Genomic DNA, 19,705 nt, shown 5'->3' on the forward strand with positions numbered 1-19,705 from the left:
GAGGGCTGCACCTGATCGACTTGGAGAACTTCTGCCTCGACCGCCCTGAGTGGGATCTGGTGGTGTCGGCCCACGAGTACGACCGGTTGGGGTGGGTGAGCCGGGACGAGTACCTCGCGTTCGTCGACGGGTACGGCCGGGACCTGCGCGACTGGCCCGGCTTCGGCGTCCTGGCCGCCGTCCAGGAGTTCAAGATGACGACGTGGCTCATGCAGAACATCGCAGAGGGCCCGCACGTGGCCGAGGAGGTTCGGGCTCGGCTCGCCTCGCTCCGAGACGATGAGGCGCCGCGGAACTGGCGGCCGTACTGACGCCGATGAGTCCAATGATCTGTGTGGGGCGACTACACGCGGCCCGATCGGCCGTTGGTTACGAACTGGTCGAGCGATTGCTCCAGCAACTCCAGAAAGTGCCGCAGATCATCAGCGACCTTGTCGAGTTCTGGCTCATCGAGCGAGGCCGTCCGAGTCCGGTACACCGCGCCAGCGGGGGCCAGTACGTAGGACAGACCACCGCCGTTTGAGCCGATGACCAAGCCGCCTTCGTTCCGGTCGACGCCAAGCTCGACCGCCCCGTACTCGTTGAGCATGACCAGAACATCAGTCGCCGAATGGATGAAGTATCCGTTACCGACGTCCTCCCAGGTCATAGACCCGACGCGGTGGTAGAAGGTGACCAGATCAACGGGTGCCAGGTTCATCCGGGCAAGTACCTCTGCTGCCGCCTGATCGTCCTGATCGGCCTCACGGACGCTATTGGTCCCGGCGGGATACCCCTGTCGATGCTCAAACTCGTCGGTCATTGCCTGGAGGGAACGGGAGACCCTGGCCACCCATGAAGCCAGCCAGGCATCCGTAAGCGAACGATCACTCATGGGTCTGGATCATGGCAGCAGGTCGAGTTACTCCTCCAGCTCGGCGCGAGCGATGACCACCCTCTCCTCAAAGGCCCGGACCACAGGGACCGAGGAACAGTCGCTGATCTCACGCTGGAAGTCCTCGATGTAACGGACGAAGCGCGCCGACTGCAACGACTCCCCTTCGTCTACCGCCAGGGTGGCCGTCGCAACGGCACTTTCAAGGTCGCCGTTCAGGTACTGGCCCTGTGCCAGGACCATTCGGCAGAACCCGAGGGTGCGGGCGTACTGCGGGTCGGTCTGGGCAACGGCCTGCTCTGCGAATCGCAGGGATTCGGCGGGCCGCTTGAGGTCGCGGAAGCAGTGGGAAAACTCGCCGATGATCTCTGCCTCGTCCACGTAGGCGAGGTACTCGGGGTCCTCTGCCGTGGCGGCCCGTTCGAAGAACTGCTCGGCCTCGTTCATCGCGCGCGATGCGCCGGCCACGTCCTGCGCGCTCGACAGGGCACGTGCCTCGTGGGCGGCAAAGATGGCGTTGGCGCGAGGAGTGGCCTGGCCTCTGCCACCTTCGAGGGCCGCGCGGGCGAGTTGGGCGGCACGGGCCGTCTGCCCGAGGTAGTTCGCTTGGTGGCTCATGTTGGCGAGAATCGTCGAGCCCAATAGGCGGTCATCGATGACCTGTGTCAGCCGGAGCCCGGAGATGAAGTAGCGGTGGGCCAGCGCGTGATCCCCGATGTCGTACGCGGTCCAGCCGAGTACTTCGGCGATCTCGGCGGCTGCTGCGAAGAGCGCGGCGCCTACCTTCTCGCTGTAGCTGGCCTTCAGCAGGGGGAGAACTTCATGACGGAAGTAGTGCCGCAATGTCGTGTGACCGTGTCCGCCTCCGTAAAGGAAGTCGAGCCGTGTAAACATCGCGGTTGCCGTACGTATGGCCATGACGTCGCGCATGCCGACTCGGCGCGTTCCTGGGACATCGGTTAGTCCGTCTGGCCGCGAGACCATCCAAGACAACACGGCCGAGTCGACCTCGCTGTCAGCCATGAACGCGGCGCCGTCCGGATGCTCGTCGCCCGGTCGGAGTTGAGTGAGCCCGTCAAGGGCTGCCAGCGCTTCGTCAAGGGAGGCTGCGTAGCCCGGACTGAGCGGCATTCGGCGTGGATGATTGAGGCCCGCAAAGCCGATATCAGCGGGCGTGATGGTGCGTCCCAGCTTGTCGCTCAGGGCCTCCGCCACATACGCAGCGGTCGCCGCCTGAATGCCGCTGCCGTCGAGCCAGCGCTGCACGGCAATGTGCGTGGTGCCGAGGTGGGCACCGTGCATCAGTGCCACGTCGCGCACTCGTCGCGCCAAGCCCTTGTTGGAGGCGCCGGCTTCGGCCATCACCGCCGCTAACCGGTGGTTTGGCTCCTTGCTCATGATCCCCCTGTCATCGCGTGATGACGGCAAGTGTCCATCCTGTCACGCAATTCCCGCACGGTGCACGGGGTTCACGGCTGAACCCCCCCCACGTAGTCACGTGAACCCCCGTGATCACGCGAACCCCTCTGTGAACGCTGCCGCTTGAGTCTTGACCGCCATTGACTTGCTGCACACAGCGGCGCACCAAGCCGCCGACGGACGGAGGACAACGCGATGACTTCGCGAGAAACCCACCGCCGGCCTCTGCGCACGGCGCATCCCGCGCCGATGGAGCCCGGCATCCTCGCCGGATCGGAACGCTTCCGTTCGGTGACCCTCGACGCGGACGCGCCTGACACGGGCTCGGTCGTCCGTCGCACCGCTTTCTCAGTGCTGAACAACTGGGGACTTCACCCTCTGGTGGACGACGTCACCCTGTGCCTCTCCGAGCTGGTGGGGAACGCAGTCCAGCACGCGGTACCCGATGGCTGGCACTCAGGCGCGAGCCGAGGGCGCCACGTGACGGTGACCCTCCGGGCCTGGCCGACATGCCTGTTCCTGGAGGTGTCGGACGAGGACTCCACACCCCCCATGCTCCCCGCGGGGGACTTCGTTCTCACCGACGACTCGAAGGCATCGTCAGACGCTCTGCTCGCCGACAGCGGTCGGGGACTCCTGATCATCCAATCCCTCTCCGACGCCGCTTGGTGGGCGCCCCGCGACGAGGGCGGCAAAAGCGTCTTCTGTCGCTTCGACCACGACCGCTGCCCACTCCCTACCGCCGACCAGACTCCGCAGCCGTCCATGGCAGCCGGACCGATCTCACTCCCCAGGTCCGGGTGACGGCGCGGTAGCGCCTGAGCTCTGGTCAAGCTCGGGCGGCAGGACGGCCTCCCGGCCCTTCCCCCAAGCCGGGAGGCCGTCCCCCACAACGACCACACAACCGCATACGCAGAACCGGACCACCCCTCCGCCTGGCAGCTTCCGGGGTGGTCCGGCGTAGGGGTCACGCTGGACCCCGGTGCCGAATGGTACCGGGGCTCTTGCCATGCCTTGGCCAACGCGGCACACCACGGCCACAGACCAGCCACCGCGTGGAAAGAGTGACGTGATCCCGATGCCTCCCACCGACCAACCCACCTTTGAAGGCGACGAGTTCGACCCGGCCACGATGCTCTGGTCTCCCGGCATCGACTACGTCCACGGCTGGCGCGAGGCGACCGACACAGCCGCGGAACTCCTCGATGCGCTCAGGGCCGCCGGCATCGACACGACGCCCATCGCGACGCGAGCCGACACTTCCCACGACGGCACAGGGTGGTCCGCCTGGCGCTACCCGTCGAAACCGCTCAGCACCTCACGGCCCTGGCGAAATGTGCGGCCCCTCGCTCCCGGCGCGCCGGCTGATGTGGGCCGCGCCCCGTTGGTGCTGGTCCACGCCCTGAGCTTGGGAATCACGGGGCCTCGACGTGACGAAACAAGCTCTGACCTGCCGGAATGGTGTTTCTGGGAGAGCTTGGAGGGACCCGCAGTTGACTGCCGTTGACCGGGGTGCACCGCTCGGTCGGGCACGGGTCGGGCACGTTCTGCCTTCGGGACGCGGTCGCAGCCTGCCCTCGAACCACCACGGGCAGGACTTGTACGCCCGACTCGGCTATCAGTACACCAGTCCCTACCACGCTGGCGGAGCCGAGTTCGATCTCATGCTGCTGCAGGTGGCCAGTGCATCTTGACTGGGGGCAGCAACACGGTATTCAGGCTGCCCTGCCCAGTTTCCCTTGAACCGCTCTTTTACGCTCCGGGCTGCCAGCTCTGCGTGGTGGCGGAGGGGTCTGCATCGGGCGATGTCCGCTCGTAGGCGGGTGCGTTCCACGATTCCAGGAGGCGCAGTGCCTCGTCGGTGGGTGAGCCGGGCTCGATGTTGTAGACATAGAGGGTCTGGTCCTCGTCGCCGGGTACAGGAAAGGACTCGAAGGCGAAGTGGAGGTCGCCGACGACGGGGTGGTGATGGAGTTTCGCGCCGTAGGTACAGCGCAGGACCCGGTGGTCGTTCCACCAGGTGGTGAACTGTGTTGAGCGCAGCGTGAGTCCACCGACCAGGTCGGCGAGTTGGCGGTCGTGGGGGCGGCGGCCGGCCTCCAGGCGGAGGATGGCCACGGTTTCGGCGGCCACGCGTTCCCAGTCGCCGACGGTTTCTTGGGCGGTGGGGTCCAGCAGGTAGTACCGGGCCAGGTTGCGGGCAGGCGCGGGTAGGGCGTCGAAGTCGGTGATCACTGCGCGAGCCAGCCGGTTGCTGGCCAGGACGTCGGTCCGTCGCCCGAGGACGAACGCCGGAACCCGCTGCGCTTCCAGCATCAGGTGCAGTCCGGGGCGCACTCGCTGCAGGGCCGTCCTGGACCGGCGGGCGGCAGTGCTCGGCCGCCTCAGCAGATCCTGCATGTACCGCATCTCGGAGGGGTCCAGTTGCAGCGCCCGGCCGAGGGCCTCCAGCACCTCGGGTGAGGGGTTGCCGGCCCGCCCATGCTCCAGGCGTGTGTAGTACACCGTGCTCATGCCGGCGAGCCGGGCGACCTCGTCCCGTCGCAGGCCCGGAACCCGGCGCGTGCTGCCGTCGTGCGGCAATCCTGCCTGGTCAGGGTCCAGACGGCTACGCCGCGTGCGCAGGAAATCGGCAAACTCGCTTCGACTGTCCTCAGGGACAGTGTCGCTCCGGCATGTGCGGTACATCCGAGCCTGAGGAGTCCTGTCGGTACCCCTCTCGCCAGGGTCCGGCACGTGCCCTTTTCGGTGGGTGCGGCGGTGGTCTGCTGGATGAGCGGTCCGGTTCGTTGCGGTCCGCCGCTGAAGATCCACGGAAGGCACCCCCATGACCTTGCAGTCCTCTGTCGCCCCGCTCACTGGCCGTGTCGCCGCCATCACCGGTGCTTCGAGCGGCATCGGTGAGGCGACCGCCGAGCACCTGGCATCGCTGGGTGCGAAGGTCGCCGTGCTGGCCCGGCGCGAGGACCGGCTCACGGAGCTGGTCTCGCACATCGAGAAGAACGGCGGCACCGCGCTCGCGATCGCCGCAGACGTCACTGACGCCGATGCCCTGCGGGCGGCCGCCGAGCGGGTCAGGGACGAGCTCGGCGGCGCCGACATCCTGTTCAACAATGCGGGCGTGATGCTTCCGGCCCCCATCGAGGAGCTGGCCACCGGCCAGTGGCAGCACCAGATCGACCTGAACATCACCGGCTTGATGAACGCCATCGGCGCGTTCGTCCCGCAACTGGTCGAGACGGCCGCCGAGCGTGGCGTCGGCGACCTGATCAACACCTCTTCGATCACGGCGAAGAACCTGTTCCCGAACTTCGCGGTGTACTCGGGCACCAAGGCGTACGTGACGCACCTGTCGCGGCACCTGCGCATGGAGCTGGGCCCGAAGAAGGTGCGGGTCTCGGCGATCGAGCCCGGCATCGTCGGCACGGAGCTGCAGAGCCACGTCACCGACACTGGTGCGCGGGAGTGGCTCGCCGGATCCAGGGATGCGATGGAGTGGCTGACGTCGGAGGATGTTGCTCACACGGTTGGGTTCCTCGCCTCGCAGCCGCCGCGCGTCAATCTTGAGCAGGTCACGATCATGCCGACCGGCCAGCTCAGCTGACCGCACTCCGCATGTCGTGTGACCCGTCGTCCACAGTGTGGGCGACGGGCTGCATCACGATGCCGGGCCTGGGTGGTGTTTGAGCTGCCCAGGCACCGGCGGCGCGTCGCCCCACCGGCGTATGGCTACCTCTGATCGCATCGAGGCCACGCCGCCCGGCCACGTGATCGCCCATCCGGCGGACGTCCGGACGCGATGTGACCGCACCCCACCTACGGTCGGAGACGTGTCATGCGCGGCCGTGGAGCCGCCTGGGCGAAGGAGGGGCCATGGCCGTACCCAGTCCGCGCCGAAGAAGCTACCCGGAAGGTCTCGGCGGCGAGATGATCGCCGAGTTCCTGGGCACTTTCGTCGTGATCCTGCTGGGCTGCGGCTCCGTGGCCGTCTCCGTTGTCGGGTTGCCCGGCTCGGGCCGGCAGGTAGAGGCGTTCGGGGCCGCCAACTGGCTCATCATCTCGTGGGGCTGGGGCTTCGCCGTCGCGTTCGGCGTGTACATCGCCGGCGGCATCAGCGGCGCGCACCTCAACCCCGCGGTCACCCTGGCGTTCGCGGTGCGCCGCACGCTGTCCTGGCGCAAGGTCGCCCCCTACTGGGCCGCTCAGCTCCTCGGCGCCTTCGTCGGCGCCGCGCTCGTCTACGCCGCCTACCGCTGGGCAATCGACGCATTCAACGTGAAAGCCGGCACCGCACGGGAGCAGTCGCTCAACACCTTCTCGATCTTCGCCACGTTCCCGGCCGAGTTCTTCGGCGACTCCTGGTGGGGGCCATTGCTCGACCAGATCGTCGGCACCGCGGTCCTCCTCATGGGAGTCTGCGCACTCATCGACATCAAGAACCTGGCGCCGAAGGCCAACCTCGGTCCGTTCCTGATCGGCCTGGTCGTCTTCGCTATCGGCCTGACTTTCGGCACGAACGCCGGTTACGCCATCAACCCCGCCAGGGATTTCGGACCCAGGCTCTTCACATTCTTCGAGGGCTGGGGTTCTCTGTCTCTCCCCGGGAATTTCAAGTGGTTCAGCAACTACTGGTGGATCCCGATCGTCGGCCCGCTCATCGGAGGGGTCCTCGGCTCCCAGGCGTACGACAGGCTCATCCCGCCCGTGATCAGGGCGCGTAGCGCGCCGAGCGAGGCTGGACGCGGAGACCTCGCGTAACGCCTGCGCCGAGCACAGGCCGCGCCACGTTTGCGCTGCAGAGAATGCAGGGTGCGCTCCTCCGAGCTAAAATTCGCGCTTCTGTCTATGGCGGATAGGACCGTCAAGGCCGCCGCATGAGTCGACGTCCGCCCGCTTGCGGTCACCGTGCGTGCTGTTTACGCCAGAGCTAGCCTTGTATCTGCAGCCAGCCCCGACGCGGCATGCAGCCTCGGGCGTCATGTGCCGTGATGTCTATGGGGCGTGAAAGACGAAAGGCAATTCCCGGAGGAGAGCACGATGCCCTTTTCTCAGCCGACTCAGGGCTTCCGGAACTACTACGAGCGCTCGGGCGAGGGGACGCCCGTCGTCCTCGTGCACGGCAATCCCGGTGATCACATGGAGTACTCACGCGTGGTCCCGCTGCTCGGGGACGACGTCGAGGTGGTGACGCCTGACCTGCGCGGGTACGGGAAGTCCGACAAGCACCTGGAGGACGTGGGCAATGCCTACTCCCTCACCGGCCAGGTGGACGGCGTCATCGCACTCATCGACGAGCTGGGAATCAGCGACGCGGTGCTCTGCGGGTACGACGTCGGCAGCTTCACCGTGCAGACCATCGCGATGAAGCGCCCGGACCTGGCGCACTCCCTGGTCATCGCCCCGCCCACCTTGGGCGTCGGCCGCCGAATCCTGGAGGAGAAGGCCGTCAATGCCTTCCTGCACGCCATCCTCTACAAGACGCGACTGGTGGAGGACCTGATCGACGGCAAGCCCGAGGCCGTCCGCGCGGCCCTGCGCGAGAACCTCGAGAGCTGGTCGCCCCCGGGGTCACCTGCGCCGGAGGCACTCCTGGACCACCTCACCGAAAACCACTCGGCGCCCGGGGCGTTCGTCGCCGGCGCCATGTGGTTCCGGTACCCAGAGGGAAACCCCATCACCTTCTACGCCAACGAAACCAAGCCGGAGCCCGCTGATCGCTTCTCCAAGAACGTCACCATCCTCTGGCCGGACAGTGATGCACTCTTCCCCGTGGAATGGAGTGACACGCTGGGCGACTACTACAGCGACTTCGATCTCCACATCATGGAGAACACGGGCCACTTCAGCCCGGTCGACTCCCCCGAGACGTGGGCGGAGCACATCCGCAAGCACGTCCAGGCCGCGGCACGGCAGCACGCCCACGCCTGACCAGCCAGCCCTCGCCGCCGGCGCTTGCGTTGCCCGCGCCGGCAACCCAAGCGCCGGCGGCGAGTTTCCGCACCGCTCTGCATAAGGTGTGTACGTACGCAGAGGAACGGCCATGGATGAGCCTCAACAGTTCCACCACAACATGTTCCGGCACGGTGGTGTCCGCACCCACTACGTGACCGCCGGCACGCCCCCTGGTGAGGGCGGGGACGGCCGGACGCTCGTGCTGGTCCACGGCTGGCCCCAGACATGGCGGGAGTTCCGCCTGATCGTGGGCCCCCTCGCTGCCGACGGCTGGTTCGTCGTCGCCCCGGATGTGCGGGGGGCCGGAGGGTCCTCGAAGCCCGAGGGTGGCTACGACAAGCAGACGATGGCACGCGACCTGAGGGCGCTGCTCGACCACCTCGGCGTGACCACGCCGGTCACCCTCTTCGGTCACGACCTGGGGATGCTGGTGACGTACGCGTACGCCACGCTCTACCCCGACGATGTCGATCGCCTCATCGTCGCCGAAGCCCCGATCCCCGGCACCAAGGTCTACGAGAGCGTGCTGGCTACGACCGCGTTCAGCAAGGACCCGCTGTGGCATTTCCACTTCCACGGTGCGCCCGACAACGCCGCCGAGCAGCTCATCGCGGGCAACGAGTTCGCCTACATCCGCTCGTTCTACGTCAAGCTCAGCGCGAACCCGGACGCCATCCCGATCTCGGAGGCCGAGCACTACGTGGCCGACTACACCGCTCCAGGGGCCATGCGGGCGGGCATCGAGCTCTTCCGGGCCTTCGAGAAGGACGCGCAGGACAACCAGCGCGTCTTGGCGGACAAGGGCAAGCTCACCCTCCCCGTCCTCGGCATCGGGGGCACGGCGAGCTTCTTCCTGCCGGTGGCGGAGCAGATGCTCTCCGAGGTCGCCGAAGACGTCACCGTCCAACCGATCGAGGAATCCGGCCACTGGCTAGCCGAAGAACAGCCCGACAAAGTCCTCGAACGGCTCCGCGAGTTCACGCACGTACCCCGAGCGGCCGCCTGAGCTGTACGACCCGCACGCCTGTCGCGGCGGGCGGAATGATGTCCGACCCGCCACCGTATGGTGACCACCCTCCCCCGGAAGGTCGGTGAGGCAGGTGACGGTCGTCGACACCCCCGCGGATTCTGGGAGGTGCTGGATGTGTTGAGCACTACGTCGTCGGGTGCAGATTGGACGTGATCCACTGGGTCGCCTGCCAGGTGGCTTTCAGCGCGGGATCCGCAGGACCCGACTGCCAGCTGTCGGCCACGGCGAACGAGACGAAGTACGTCGCGGCAAGTCCTCCCACACCCGTGGTGACGGCGAACAGGCCCTTCTCGTCCGGGAGGTACATCGCGGCCAGCACTTCGAAGGATGCCAGGACCGACAGGATCGAGATCACGACCGGGACCGAGGTGTACATGACCGCCGGGGGTATGTTCGCCGTGTGATCACGTTCCGCACCGATCGCAGCGAGTCCGACGGAGCCTGTGAGCCCCCCTATCGTCGCCACGACGAGCAGACCGCAGGCCAACAGCACCAGCTTTTCGGTGTGCGGCGGCTTGTTCGAGGTGAAGAGGACGGTCACCGTGGGAATGGCGAGCGCCCCGAAGGCGCCCACGATGGGGGCATACGAAGCCGCCCCCTTGCGTATGTCGTAGCGGCCTTCGGCCGTAGGTCCCCCTGAGCTGTTGGTCATGGCCTGACGATAGGTGGGCGTACTCACCCAAGCTCTGCGTATTGCGGCCACGGTTACCTTTTCGGAAGCTCTCCCGCCTTCCGGTCACCACGCCTACGTCAGGCTGCCGGACAGGAGGAGGCGGCCGAGGGGGGTGCAGGTGTGGCGGACGTGTTTGCCGTCGCGGACGGTGGCGACCAGGCCGGCCGCGCGCAGGGTCTTGGCGTGGGCTGAGGCCGAGCCTGCGCTGACGCCCAGGGTGCGGGCGAGTCCCGTCGTGCTCTGCGGCTCGGTCAGCAGATGGAGGGCCAGCGCCCGGGTCGCGCCGAGCAGCGCGGCCAGCGGGTCGGTGGGCGCGCCCGGCGCGGGCACCAGCGGCAGCGGTGTCAGCGCGCTGTAGACCAGGAGCAGCGAGCCGTCCGGGTGCCGGGTCCTGAGCGGCACGCCGCGCCAGAGCAGCGAGGGCATCAGGGTCAGCCCCCCGCCGCCGAGGACGACCGTCGTCTGACCGCGGCCGGGCAGCCGCAGATCGGCCCCGGACCAGGCCGCGCCGGGGACGAGCCCGGCCAGCATCGCCCGCAGCCCCTGCTGTTGCTGCACCTGCGTGCGCCACGCGACGTCCGCCGCGTATCCCGCACGCAGCCGGGGCCACCACGGCTCCAGCAGCGCGTCATGGGTCCGGGCCAGCGTGGACGTCAACTCCCGCCAGGCGCGCGCCTCGTGGCGTTCGAGCGCGGAGGCCCATGAACTGCCGGGCCCGGGGCGGCCGTTCCACAACCGCCGCAGTTCGGCGCTGACACGGGGCTGCGGCGTCGCCGCCACGCGGTCGAGCGCCTCGTCCAGCGCGAACACCGGTGGGTCCAGGAACGTCGGGCCGAGGCCGTCGGAGCGCAGGAGCTGGAGCAGGCGGCCGGCGGCCGCGCCGTTGCGTGACGACATCCCGGCCGACGTCGTGCGGCCCCAGCGCGTGAGGGCCGGGTCGCGGCTGCCCGCGCGCAGCACCGACAGCGCGAGGCCGGTCTCCACCAGTGGCGCGGGCCCGGGCGCGAACCGGACCCGCAGCAGGTCCTCGACGGTGAAGCGCAGAGTGAGCATGCGGGTTCTCCTCCCCGACCGCCGGCCCGCCAGGGGTCAGGCCGCGCCCGGCCTGCCTCGTTTCGGGCTCTGCGGAAAGGTTGGCCGACCAGGGGCCCGCCGCGCCAGGCTCACACCCGTACCGGACAGACCGGGCGCCCGGCTCGACGACGACGTACAGACCGGACGCCCCGGCTCGACGGCAACCGCACGCCCCGAGCGCCCACCTCACCCCGGACCAGGCCCAACACGCCCTGCCCGCACCCCCGTTCACCCGAACCTCGCCTCACCCCCGGAGCCCCGCATGAACCCCCTCCCCAGGACCGCCGCCCTCGCGGCCGCGGCAACCGCGGCGGTCACCGCCCTCGTCCTCCCCGCGGGCACGGCGCAGGCCGCGGCCGCCGTGCCGCCGCCCCCGCTGCCCGGCCCCTGGCAGCCTTACCACGCCAAGCCGTTCACCGACGCGGCCGGAGACGTCTGCGACTTCGCACTCCGCGGCGACGTCGTCCAGGACGGCGAGCAGATCCGGACGCTGGCCGTGGACGCGGCGGGGACGCCCACCGCCCAGGAGATCACCGGTCCGCTGGTCCTGCGGTTCACCGACGAGGCGACCGGCGGCTCCGTGGACCGCGACCTGGCCGGCACCGCGTGGCTGTTCCACCACGCCGACGGCAGCCAGACCTGGGTGGTCGACGGCCACCTCGGGCTCGGCACCCACGCCGCCAACCCCTATCAGGCGCGCGGCTATGCGGTGCTGACCGGCGGGCTGGTCCTGAGCATCGGCACCGATCACTACCCGCACGTCACCGCCCACGCGGGGCCCACGGAGGATCTCTGTGCGACCCTCGCGTCGCTGCCGGGCGGGGGACGGTAGCGACGCACACCGCCCCCGGGCGCCGGATCCGAGCGGATCCGGGACCGGGGGCGGTGCGGCCGGGCCCTGTTCAGGGCAGGGTCCGGCCACCGGCCGGGGGCCGTCCCTCCCCGGCCGGTCGTTGTGGGCGGCGCTCGGCCTCGTCGGGGCGCCGAACCATCAGCGGCAGCGCGGTCCGGCGCCCGGCCTCAGCCCATCCCGGCATGGGGGCCTGGCACTCGGCCCCACAACCGGTAGCGGCACTCGGGCCCCTCAGCCGATCCGCGCGCGGGAGCTCAGGCCCCTCAGGCGATCCCGGCGATCTCCGCCAGCCGCCGCGCCTCCGCCCGGGTCGACCGCGCCAACGCGTCCTCGTCGGCACGGGTGAGCCGGCCGTTCTCCACCACCGCTGTGCCGTTGACGAGCGACAGGGTCACGGGCGCGGCGGCGCCGAAGACGAGTGCGGCGACCGGATCGGCGATCGAGGCGTGGGCGATGCCGTCGAGCTTCCACAGCACCAGGTCGGCGAGCTTGCCGGCCTCCAGCGACCCGATCTCGGCCGTGCGGCCGAGGACTTGGGCACCGCCGTAGGTTCCGAGCCGCAGCGCCTGGCGGGCGTTGAGCGCCTTCTCGCCACCGCCGAGGCGGTTGATGAGCAGGGCGTTGCGCAACTCGGTGTGCAGCTCGCCGGATTCGTTGGAGGCCGTGCCGTCCACGCCGAGGCCCACGGGGACTCCCGCCGCCAGCATGTCGGGCACGCGCGCGATCCCGGCTGCCAGGCGGGCGTTGGACGACGGGCAGTGCGCGACGCCGGTGCCGGTGCGGGCGAAGGCCGCGATGTCGGAGTCGTTCATGTGGACGCAGTGCGCCATCCACACGTCGGCGCCGAGCCATCCGGTGGACTCGAAGTAGTCCGTGGGGCCCATGCCGAACAGTTCGTGGCAGAACTTCTCCTCCTCCATCGTCTCGCTGCCGTGGGTGTGCAGCCGCACGCCCTTGCGGCGCGCCAACCGCGCTGATTCCCGCATCAGTTCGGTGGAGACGGAGAACGGGGAGCAGGGCGCGGCGGCGATCTGCAGCATCGACCCGAAGGAGGCGTCGTGGTGGGTGTCGATGGCCTCCTCGGTGGCCAGCAGGGCGCCTTCGGTGGTCTCCACCGCGAAGTCCGGCGGGAGGCCGCCCGCGGACTCGCCGCGGTCCATCGAGCCGCGGGCGGCGGTGAACCGCACGCCGAGTTCGGCCGCGGCGCGGATCTCCGCGCCCAGCAGGTCGCCGGCGCCGCGCGGGAAGACGTAGTGGTGGTCCATCGCGGTCGTCACACCGCCGCGGGCCATGACGGCGAGCGATCCGGCGGCGGCCGCGTACACCATCGGCTCGTCGATCCGCGCCCACGTCGGGTAGAGCTCGACCAGCCAGTTGAAGAGGTTGCTGTCCTGGGCCAGCCCTCGGGTGATCCACTGGTAGAAGTGGTGGTGGGTGTTGACCAGCCCGGGGGTGACCAGGTGGCCGGTGGCGTCGACGCGGCGGGTGACGTTCTCCAGTCCGGCGGGCGCCGGTCCGGCGCCCACGGACTCGATGACGTCGTCCGCGACGACCACGTGCCCGGTGGCGTACTCGGTGTCGTGGGCGTCGACGGTGGCGACGGCCGCGTTCTCGATGACGATGCGCTGGGTCATGTGCGTGTGTGCCTCTCGTCGGTCCGCGCGGTCAGTCCGTCACCGGGATGCGGGCCTCGGCGCCGTCGCGCAGCACCGTGCCCTCGATGAGGCCGTAGGGGCGGTCGGCGGCGACGTAGACCTCGTTGTCGTTCTTCAGGCCGAACGGCTCCAGGTCGACCAGGAAGTGGTGCTTGTTCGGCAGCGACAGCCGGACCTCGTCGATGCCGGCGTGGTGCTCGATGACCCGCGACCCCATCGCGTACAGGGTCTGCTGCAGCGAGAGCGAGTACGTGCCGGCGAACGCCTCCAGCAGGTGGCCGCGCACCTGTGCGTAGGTCTCCTCCCAGGCCGGCGCGTCCCCGTTCTCGGCGCCGTCGCCCTCGGTCTCGTCCTCGCCGGTCCACGAGAACCGCCATCGGGCGGTCACCTCGGTGGCCAGGATGCGGTCGTGCGTCTCTTTCAGGGTGGTGTACTCGTCCTTGGCGTAGCCCCAGAACTCCGAGTCGGTGGAGTTGAGCACGACCAGGTCCTTCAGCCCGGATATGACCTGGAAGCCCCGCCCGTCGAAGGTGATCTCGGTGGTGCGGGTCTCCTGGCCGGTGCGGGCGAAGGAGTGACCGGTGGCGCCGATCCGCTCCCAGCCGTACTCCTCGATCCGGATGCGGGCGCGGTGGATCTGCTCCTGGCTGGTGACGAAGTGCCGGGCCAGGTGGACGCCGAACGCCTCGGCGGACTCGATGCCGTGCTCCTTGGCGAACGCGAACACGGTGTTCTTGGTGGTGTCGGTCGGCAGCACGTTGGCGTTGGAGCCGGAGTAGTGCACGTCGTCCATCGCGCCGGACAGGGCGACGGACACGTTGAGGTCCTTGATGCGGTGGGTGGCGCCGTCGCGGACGATCCGCACGACACGGTTCTCCGCTTTTCCGTACTGGTTCTGGCCGAGCAGGGTCGGGCGGGCAGGGCGGGAATCGGCGGTCATCGGTGCTAGCTCCCTCGGTATACGGAGTAGCCGAACGGATTGAGCAGCAGCGGCACGTGGTAGTGCTCGCCCGGCGTGACGGCGAAGACGACCGTCACCTCGGGGAAGAACACCGGGGCGTCGCTGTCCCTTGAGCGGGGGGCGTCCTGCTGGGCCTCGGCTTGATGGGTGAAGCAGCGGGTGAAGTACGGCTCGACGGCGAAGTCCAGCCGGACGTGGGTGGTGCCTTCCGGCACCGCGGGCAGGTCCTTGCAGCGGCCGTCGGCGTCGGTGGCCGAGGTCCCGTGCGCCGTCCAGCGCGCCGATGTCCCGGCGCGCACCGAGAGGGTCACCGCGACGCCGGTCGCCGGCCGGCCGCGGCTGGTGTCGAGGATGTGGGTGGACACGGAGGCCGTGCCGACGGGCGCCTCGGGTGCGGGTGCGGACGTCATGCGGGGTCCTCCTGGGCGGCGGCGAGCCGGGTGAGCCGGACACGGTTGATCTTTCCCAGCTCGGCGCGGACGATCTCGCGCTCGGTCCGCGCGTCGTTGCCGATCCGCTCCGCGAGCGCGGCGAGCATCTGCGCGCCGGTGCGCCCGGTGGCGCAGATCAGGAAGACGTGCCCGTGCGCGTCCTGGTACGCGAGGTTGAGCCGGAGCAGTTCCTCGCGCTCCTCGTCCGCCACGCCGCTCTGCTCGCGGGCGGAGGTCGCGTCGCCGGGCCTGGGCCGCCCGATCGGGGGGTGGCCGGCCATGGCCTCGCCGAGGTCGTCGGCGGTCAGTGCGGCCGTCGCCGTGTCGCTCGCCGCGAGCAGGTCGTCGAGGCGGGCGTAGGGCCGTCCGGCGGCCAGCGCCGTGCCCCAGGCCGTGCTGCCGCACACCTCGTGCAGGAGTGCGGCGGCCTCGGACGGGGACGCGGCGTTGAGCCGGGTGAGACCCGGCGATGCGCTGGAAGTCACCCTCGCAACGTAGGAGCCGCCGCGGCGCAGCGTCAACAGTTTGTTGAAAAATCGCGGGGCCCGGCCGCTGGGCACGGCTCCGCGAGGGGACCGCTCACTGCGCGTCGCGCGCGGCGTTCTCCCTGTTCAGGTAGTTGTAGACGGTGAACCGGCTGACGCCGAGGGCGGAGGCGACGGTCTCCACTCCGTGCCGGACCGAGAACGCGCCGCGCTCCTCCAGGATCCGGACGACGTTCTGCTTCTCCTTGCGGCCGAGCTGCGCCAGCGGGCCGTGGCGGCGCTCGAAGTCGGCGAGGATGTGGTCCAGCGAATCGGCCAGATGCGGCAACCGCACCGCGACCACGGGCTCACCCTCCCAGCTCAGCACCACGTCGTCACCGCGGGCCTCCCCGGGCGGCACCAGTTCGGCGCCCATCGCGTCCGCCAGCGGCCTGACCGCCTCGGCGAAGGGGTGACCTGCGGCGGCGGCCCGGGCGGTGTGGTCCGCGCGGCCGGTCGAGGGAGTCATGCCAAGGCCTCGCCCTCGGCGCCGTCCCGCTCGGGCAGCGCGTTGACCTGCAGGGACACCCGGGTGGCGCCGGCCGCCAGGCTCCGCCGCAGCACCTCGGCCACGGTCTCGACCACGGCCTCCACCGACCCCTCGGCGGTGTTGCCGAACGGGCCGACGTCGACCGCCTCCAGGGCGCCGCTCTCCACGACCTCGCGGGCGGCCAGGGCGTGCTCCGGCGGCTCCTCCAGGTCGAACGGCTCGGTCGTGAATTCCAGCCTCAGTCTCACGGGGCCCCCACGGCGACTGCACGGGCGCGCAGCCGGCGACTCGCTCACGGCCCTCCACCTCGGAGGGCGCCTGAGAGGCGACCTTAACCGACCGGGCCGGACCCGCAAGGCGGGTGCACATGGCCGCACCCGGGGCAGCAGTCCCCCGTAACCGACCGGCCGAACGAGCGAACGACCGACAGGCCGATCAGCCGACCGACCGGCCGCCAACCGCCTCGGCCGACCCGCGGATCGCACCCGCGGCCCCGCGCGCCACCGCCACCCACACCGCCACCGCCACCCACACCGACACCGACACCGACACCGACACCGAGCACCGTCGACGTCCCCGGACCCGGCGGCACTTGACACCGCACCTCAGACTGCTTCACTGTTCCACAAGACAGAAATTAACTTCCGCATTACGGAAGGAATGCCTCTCGTGAGCTTCACCGACGAGCGCTTCGATGTGAACCTGTCGATCCTGTTCACCGAACTCCCGCTCCTGGAACGCCCGGCCGCCGCGGCCGCCGCCGGCTTCGACGCCGTCGAACTGTGGTGGCCCTGGGTCGACGACCCGGCACCGGCCCAGGCCGAACTCGACGCGCTGCGTTCCGCCCTGGAGGCGGCGGGCACCCGGCTGGTGGGCCTCAACTTCTACGCGGGACGGCTGCCCGGCCCCGACCGGGGCGCCCTCTCGATCCCGGGCGTCGAGTCCGAGCGCTTCCGGGCGAACGTCCCGGTGGCGGCGGAGTTCGCCGCGTCCCTCGGGTGCACGGCGCTCAACGCCCTGTACGGCAACCGGGTGGACGGGGTCGCCCCCGCCGAGCAGGACCAACTCGCCCTGGAGAATCTGGTGTTCGCCGCCCGGGCGGCGAGCCAGGTGGGCGCCGACCTGCTGATCGAGGCGCTCAACGCACCGGAGTCGCCGCAGTATCCGCTGGTGAGCGCGGAGTCGGCGGTCGAGGTGGTGGGCCGGGTCAACGACACCACCGGTCTGGACAACGCCCGCTTCCTGCTCGACCTCTACCACCTGGCGGTCAATGGCGAGGACCTCCCCTCCGTCATCAAGCGGTTCGCCTCGCGCACCGGCCATGTGCAGATCGCCGACACCCCGGGCCGCGGCGCGCCGGGCACCGGCTCCCTGCCGCTGGCCGAACTCCTCGCGCAGCTCCGGGCGGCCGGGTACACCGGCTGGACCGGCCTGGAGTACAAGCCGTCCACCGACGGCAGTGCGGCGAGCTTCGGCTGGCGCGGCTGAACACCGCGCTCCCCCGACGCGAACGCCGGACCTGGCCCCCACCCCCTGATCCGCCCCCTTCCCCTGAGAGGAACTCATGAGCACCAACCTCCCCAAGATCGCCTGGATCGGGCTCGGGATCATGGGGTCGCCCATGGCCGAGAACCTCGTCCGCGCCGGGTACGAGGTCACCGGCTACACCCTGGAACCGGCCAAGCTGGAACGGCTGGCGGCGAACGGGGGGAAGGCGGCGGCGTCCGTGGCCGAGGCGGTGAAGGACGCCGACGTGATCTTCACGATGGTGCCGGCCTCCCCCCAGGTCGAGGCCGTCGCCTACGGCACGGACGGCATCCTGGCGAACGCCCGGCCGGGCGCGCTGCTGATCGACGCCTCCTCGATCACCCCGCAGACCTCGATCGACCTGGCGAAGGCCGCCGCGGCCAAGGGGATCCGGGTGCTGGACGCACCCGTCTCGGGAGGTGAGGCGGGAGCCGTCGAGGCCGTGCTGTCCATCATGGTCGGCGGCGAGCAGGCCGACTTCGACGCGGCCAGGCCACTGCTGGACGTGCTCGGCAGGACGGTCGTGCTGTGCGGCCCGCACGGTGCCGGCCAGACGGTGAAGGCCGCCAACCAGCTCATCGTCGCGGTCAACATCCAGGCGTGCGCGGAGGCCGTGGTCTTCCTGGAGAAGTCCGGGGTGGACCTGGCCGCGGCCCTGGAGGTGCTGAACGGCGGACTGGCCGGCTCGACCGTGCTGACCCGCAAGAAGGACAACTTCCTGCGGCGCGACTTCGCCCCGGGCTTCCGGATCGACCTGCACCACAAGGACATGGGCATCGTCACCGACGCGGCCCGCACCGTGGGCGCCGCGCTGCCGGTCGGCGCGGTGGTGGCGAACCTCGTGGCGGCACTGCGCGCCCAGGGCGACGGCGGCCTCGACCACTCGGCGCTGCTGCGCGGGGTGGAGCGGCTCTCGGGCGTGCCGGTCGGGAGCTGACGGTCCCGGTCGTGGGCTGAACAGCCCTGCGGTGTGCCGGCCGGGAACCGGCCCGCACACCCATCGACACCGCCCGGCGGTGCGTGACAGTCCTGTCGCGCCAAAACGCACCGCCGGGCGGATCACCCACACAGCGTCACCCGGCGCGATCAACTCAGCTCGCGTCACACCCCGCGCCGACCGGGTTCCCGATGGCTCGTCTCGGCCGCAGGAAGGGTCACGGTCTGTCCCGATCCCGAGCTCAGGCGCCCGCTCTTCCTGCACTATGGGTGCGGACACCGTGCGGCTGAAGGCGCCGCGCCCGACCGGGAGTTCGATCCATGGCAGAGAGCGTGCTGGTGCGCTGTCCGGCCTGTGGGCAGGAACGCAGCTACACCGCCCCGACGTTCCCGTGCGCCTGCGGAGCGCCGCTCGCGCCGCCGGTGCTGCTCGGCGGCCTGCCCGTCCAGGTGCGGCACCGCTCGTGGGACGACTCGTGGGTCCGGCTGCGCTGCCCGGACTGCGGGCGCGCCGACCAGTGGCCGCAGCCCGAATTCGACTGCTCGTGCGGCGCGTTGGTGCGGCTGCCGGTCAGCGGCGAGGACGGTCTGACCGCGGAGGACGCGGGACCGCTGCCGCCGGTGCCGGGCGCCGCGCCGGTGCCGGCGGGCCAGGCGCCGCCGCCGACGACGAGCCGGCCGCCGTTCCGGCCGGTGACCATCCGCACCGCCCGGGACGCCCTGACGGCCGCCGCCCAGTACCTGAAGTGGCTGGGTTTCGGTGGAGTGCGGCTCGCGGGCGACCGGAGCGCGAACGGGATCGACCTGCGCGGAGACGGCCTGGTCGCCCAGGTCGACCCGGCGACGATGCCCACGCCGCTGCGTGACGTCGAGTGCCTCTGGCTCAACTGCGCGAACGAGGACGCCACCGGCGCGTTCTTCTCGCTCGCCGGGTACGCGCACGACGCCCGGTTGCGCGCCGACCAGTTGGGCGTGCCGTTGTTCGTGATGGACCTGACCGGCACGCCGCAGCCGGTCAACGACGCGGCGGACGAACTGATCAGACGCGGCACCGACGTGGTTCCCTGAGCCCTACCCCTACCCCCCTCCTGCGCCCGGCCGCTGCCCGCGACCGGGCGCTCTGGCGTGCGCCGGCGGGCACCGGAGGCCCCGTCCCGCCGTACGCCCGGGGGTCCTTGAGGTCCGCGCCGCGGCAGCCGGGGGCTCTTGACGCCCGCGCCGCGACAGACCTATGTTCCTTTCATATAGCAGAACATGATTTCCGCATAGTGGAAGAACTAGGCGGAAGGCAGCTTGCGAGAGGGAG

20 protein-coding genes and 1 pseudogene are annotated in these 19,705 nt (G+C 70.2%); 10 read left to right on the top strand and 11 right to left on the bottom strand.

Translation table 11 applies throughout. The features are described 5' to 3' along the window. Positions 1–311 (top strand): annotated as a pseudogene (locus K7862_RS12195) (aminoglycoside phosphotransferase family protein); the annotation flags it as partial. 32 nt (positions 312–343) lie between these two features. Here the strand turns inward: K7862_RS12195 and K7862_RS12200 are convergent. Both K7862_RS12200 and K7862_RS12205 read right to left on the bottom strand, forming a co-directional pair. Beyond that, the gene (locus tag K7862_RS12200) at positions 344–802 is read right to left on the bottom strand and encodes an SMI1/KNR4 family protein (RefSeq protein WP_222962536.1); all 459 of its coding nucleotides are present in this window, start codon (positions 800–802) and stop codon (positions 344–346) included. Positions 803–901: 99 nt separating this feature from the next. Next, a complete protein-coding gene (locus K7862_RS12205; RefSeq protein WP_222962537.1) occupies positions 902–2,272 on the bottom strand; it encodes an NsdA family TPR-like regulatory protein in 1,371 nt (456 codons plus the stop codon). A 270-nt stretch (positions 2,273–2,542) separates the two neighbouring features. Here K7862_RS12205 and K7862_RS38450 point away from each other — a divergent pair, with 270 nt between their 5' ends. Continuing rightward, the gene (locus tag K7862_RS38450) at positions 2,543–3,097 is read left to right on the top strand and encodes an ATP-binding protein (protein ID WP_372461564.1); all 555 of its coding nucleotides are present in this window, start codon (positions 2,543–2,545) and stop codon (positions 3,095–3,097) included. A 948-nt stretch (positions 3,098–4,045) separates the two neighbouring features. On the opposite strand, the gene K7862_RS12215 is transcribed toward K7862_RS38450, so the two are convergent. Next, a complete protein-coding gene (locus K7862_RS12215) occupies positions 4,046–4,981 on the bottom strand; it encodes a helix-turn-helix domain-containing protein (RefSeq protein ID WP_222962539.1) in 936 nt (311 codons plus the stop codon). A gap of 139 nt (positions 4,982–5,120) precedes the next feature. Here K7862_RS12215 and K7862_RS12220 point away from each other — a divergent pair, with 139 nt between their 5' ends. The 4 genes from K7862_RS12220 (at position 5,121) to K7862_RS12235 (ending at position 9,251) form a co-directional block, all read left to right on the top strand. Beyond that, positions 5,121–5,897 (top strand): SDR family oxidoreductase, encoded by a 777-nt coding sequence (locus K7862_RS12220; RefSeq protein WP_222962540.1) that lies wholly within the window; start codon positions 5,121–5,123, stop codon positions 5,895–5,897. A gap of 269 nt (positions 5,898–6,166) precedes the next feature. After that, entirely contained in the window at positions 6,167–7,051 is an 885-nt protein-coding gene (locus tag K7862_RS12225; RefSeq protein ID WP_372461559.1) for an MIP/aquaporin family protein, read from the top strand. A gap of 279 nt (positions 7,052–7,330) precedes the next feature. Next, positions 7,331–8,221: an alpha/beta fold hydrolase gene (locus K7862_RS12230; protein ID WP_222962541.1), complete on the top strand. Its 891-nt coding sequence runs from the start codon at positions 7,331–7,333 to the stop codon at positions 8,219–8,221. A gap of 112 nt (positions 8,222–8,333) precedes the next feature. Continuing rightward, positions 8,334–9,251: an alpha/beta fold hydrolase gene (locus K7862_RS12235; RefSeq protein WP_222962542.1), complete on the top strand. Its 918-nt coding sequence runs from the start codon at positions 8,334–8,336 to the stop codon at positions 9,249–9,251. 148 nt (positions 9,252–9,399) lie between these two features. On the opposite strand, the gene K7862_RS12240 is transcribed toward K7862_RS12235, so the two are convergent. Next, positions 9,400–9,927, bottom strand: coding sequence for a hypothetical protein (locus K7862_RS12240; RefSeq protein WP_222962543.1), 528 nt, complete (start codon positions 9,925–9,927; stop codon positions 9,400–9,402). A 93-nt stretch (positions 9,928–10,020) separates the two neighbouring features. After that, the gene (locus K7862_RS12245) at positions 10,021–11,001 is read right to left on the bottom strand and encodes an ArsR/SmtB family transcription factor (protein ID WP_222962544.1); all 981 of its coding nucleotides are present in this window, start codon (positions 10,999–11,001) and stop codon (positions 10,021–10,023) included. Positions 11,002–11,284: 283 nt separating this feature from the next. On the opposite strand from K7862_RS12245, the gene K7862_RS12250 reads away from it, so the two are divergent. Beyond that, positions 11,285–11,854: a hypothetical protein gene (locus tag K7862_RS12250; protein ID WP_222962545.1), complete on the top strand. Its 570-nt coding sequence runs from the start codon at positions 11,285–11,287 to the stop codon at positions 11,852–11,854. Positions 11,855–12,138: 284 nt separating this feature from the next. Here K7862_RS12250 and K7862_RS12255 read toward each other — a convergent pair whose 3' ends face one another. The 6 genes from K7862_RS12255 to K7862_RS12280 form a co-directional block, all read right to left on the bottom strand. Further along, complete coding sequence (locus K7862_RS12255) at positions 12,139–13,509, bottom strand: 8-oxoguanine deaminase (protein ID WP_222962546.1); 1,371 nt, start codon at positions 13,507–13,509, stop codon at positions 12,139–12,141. 31 nt (positions 13,510–13,540) lie between these two features. Then, the gene (gene pucL / locus K7862_RS12260) at positions 13,541–14,470 is read right to left on the bottom strand and encodes a factor-independent urate hydroxylase (RefSeq protein ID WP_222962547.1); all 930 of its coding nucleotides are present in this window, start codon (positions 14,468–14,470) and stop codon (positions 13,541–13,543) included. A gap of 5 nt (positions 14,471–14,475) precedes the next feature. Continuing rightward, a complete protein-coding gene (gene uraH / locus K7862_RS12265; RefSeq protein ID WP_222962548.1) occupies positions 14,476–14,901 on the bottom strand; it encodes a hydroxyisourate hydrolase in 426 nt (141 codons plus the stop codon). After that, a complete protein-coding gene (gene uraD / locus K7862_RS12270) occupies positions 14,898–15,407 on the bottom strand; it encodes a 2-oxo-4-hydroxy-4-carboxy-5-ureidoimidazoline decarboxylase (protein WP_222962549.1) in 510 nt (169 codons plus the stop codon). Before uraD ends, uraH begins: the two co-directional genes overlap by 4 nt. A gap of 94 nt (positions 15,408–15,501) precedes the next feature. Further along, positions 15,502–15,915 (bottom strand): helix-turn-helix domain-containing protein, encoded by a 414-nt coding sequence (locus K7862_RS12275; RefSeq protein ID WP_222962550.1) that lies wholly within the window; start codon positions 15,913–15,915, stop codon positions 15,502–15,504. After that, on the bottom strand, positions 15,912–16,184 hold the full coding sequence (locus tag K7862_RS12280) for a hypothetical protein (RefSeq protein WP_222962551.1): 273 nt from the start codon (positions 16,182–16,184) through the stop codon (positions 15,912–15,914). Before K7862_RS12280 ends, K7862_RS12275 begins: the two co-directional genes overlap by 4 nt. Positions 16,185–16,596: 412 nt before the next feature. Between K7862_RS12280 and K7862_RS12285 the strand changes: the two genes are divergently transcribed. From K7862_RS12285 to K7862_RS12295, 3 genes are all read left to right on the top strand, one after another. Continuing rightward, complete coding sequence (locus K7862_RS12285; protein ID WP_372461560.1) at positions 16,597–17,424, top strand: TIM barrel protein; 828 nt, start codon at positions 16,597–16,599, stop codon at positions 17,422–17,424. A 76-nt stretch (positions 17,425–17,500) separates the two neighbouring features. Then, a complete protein-coding gene (locus K7862_RS12290) occupies positions 17,501–18,400 on the top strand; it encodes a 2-hydroxy-3-oxopropionate reductase (RefSeq protein WP_222962553.1) in 900 nt (299 codons plus the stop codon). Between the two features lie 320 nt (positions 18,401–18,720). Further along, positions 18,721–19,467 carry a hypothetical protein gene (locus K7862_RS12295; RefSeq protein ID WP_222962554.1) on the top strand — a complete coding sequence of 249 codons (747 nt, stop codon included), beginning with the start codon at positions 18,721–18,723 and terminating at the stop codon, positions 19,465–19,467. The last annotated feature ends 238 nt before the right edge of the window (positions 19,468–19,705 follow it).

Source organism: Actinacidiphila acidipaludis, assembly GCF_019890725.1.
Taxonomy (GTDB): Bacteria; Actinomycetota; Actinomycetes; order Streptomycetales; family Streptomycetaceae; genus Actinacidiphila; species Actinacidiphila acidipaludis.

Bases quoted from the DNA above. Each gene is read 5' to 3' on its own strand.
- K7862_RS12200 (WP_222962536.1), bottom strand. From the start codon at position 802: ATGACCGACGAGTTTGAGCATCGACAGGGGTATCCCGCCGGGACCAAT.
- K7862_RS12205 (WP_222962537.1), bottom strand. From the start codon at position 2,272: ATGAGCAAGGAGCCAAACCACCGGTTAGCGGCGGTGATGGCCGAAGCC.
- K7862_RS38450 (WP_372461564.1), top strand. From the start codon at position 2,543: ATGGAGCCCGGCATCCTCGCCGGATCGGAACGCTTCCGTTCGGTGACC.
- K7862_RS12215 (WP_222962539.1), bottom strand. From the start codon at position 4,981: ATGTACCGCACATGCCGGAGCGACACTGTCCCTGAGGACAGTCGAAGC.
- K7862_RS12220 (WP_222962540.1), top strand. From the start codon at position 5,121: ATGACCTTGCAGTCCTCTGTCGCCCCGCTCACTGGCCGTGTCGCCGCC.
- K7862_RS12225 (WP_372461559.1), top strand. From the start codon at position 6,167: ATGGCCGTACCCAGTCCGCGCCGAAGAAGCTACCCGGAAGGTCTCGGC.
- K7862_RS12230 (WP_222962541.1), top strand. From the start codon at position 7,331: ATGCCCTTTTCTCAGCCGACTCAGGGCTTCCGGAACTACTACGAGCGC.
- K7862_RS12235 (WP_222962542.1), top strand. From the start codon at position 8,334: ATGGATGAGCCTCAACAGTTCCACCACAACATGTTCCGGCACGGTGGT.
- K7862_RS12240 (WP_222962543.1), bottom strand. From the start codon at position 9,927: ATGACCAACAGCTCAGGGGGACCTACGGCCGAAGGCCGCTACGACATA.
- K7862_RS12245 (WP_222962544.1), bottom strand. From the start codon at position 11,001: ATGCTCACTCTGCGCTTCACCGTCGAGGACCTGCTGCGGGTCCGGTTC.
- K7862_RS12250 (WP_222962545.1), top strand. From the start codon at position 11,285: ATGAACCCCCTCCCCAGGACCGCCGCCCTCGCGGCCGCGGCAACCGCG.
- K7862_RS12255 (WP_222962546.1), bottom strand. From the start codon at position 13,509: ATGACCCAGCGCATCGTCATCGAGAACGCGGCCGTCGCCACCGTCGAC.
- pucL (WP_222962547.1), bottom strand. From the start codon at position 14,470: ATGACCGCCGATTCCCGCCCTGCCCGCCCGACCCTGCTCGGCCAGAAC.
- uraH (WP_222962548.1), bottom strand. From the start codon at position 14,901: ATGACGTCCGCACCCGCACCCGAGGCGCCCGTCGGCACGGCCTCCGTG.
- K7862_RS12275 (WP_222962550.1), bottom strand. From the start codon at position 15,915: ATGACTCCCTCGACCGGCCGCGCGGACCACACCGCCCGGGCCGCCGCC.
- K7862_RS12285 (WP_372461560.1), top strand. From the start codon at position 16,597: ATGCCTCTCGTGAGCTTCACCGACGAGCGCTTCGATGTGAACCTGTCG.
- K7862_RS12290 (WP_222962553.1), top strand. From the start codon at position 17,501: ATGAGCACCAACCTCCCCAAGATCGCCTGGATCGGGCTCGGGATCATG.
- K7862_RS12295 (WP_222962554.1), top strand. From the start codon at position 18,721: ATGGCAGAGAGCGTGCTGGTGCGCTGTCCGGCCTGTGGGCAGGAACGC.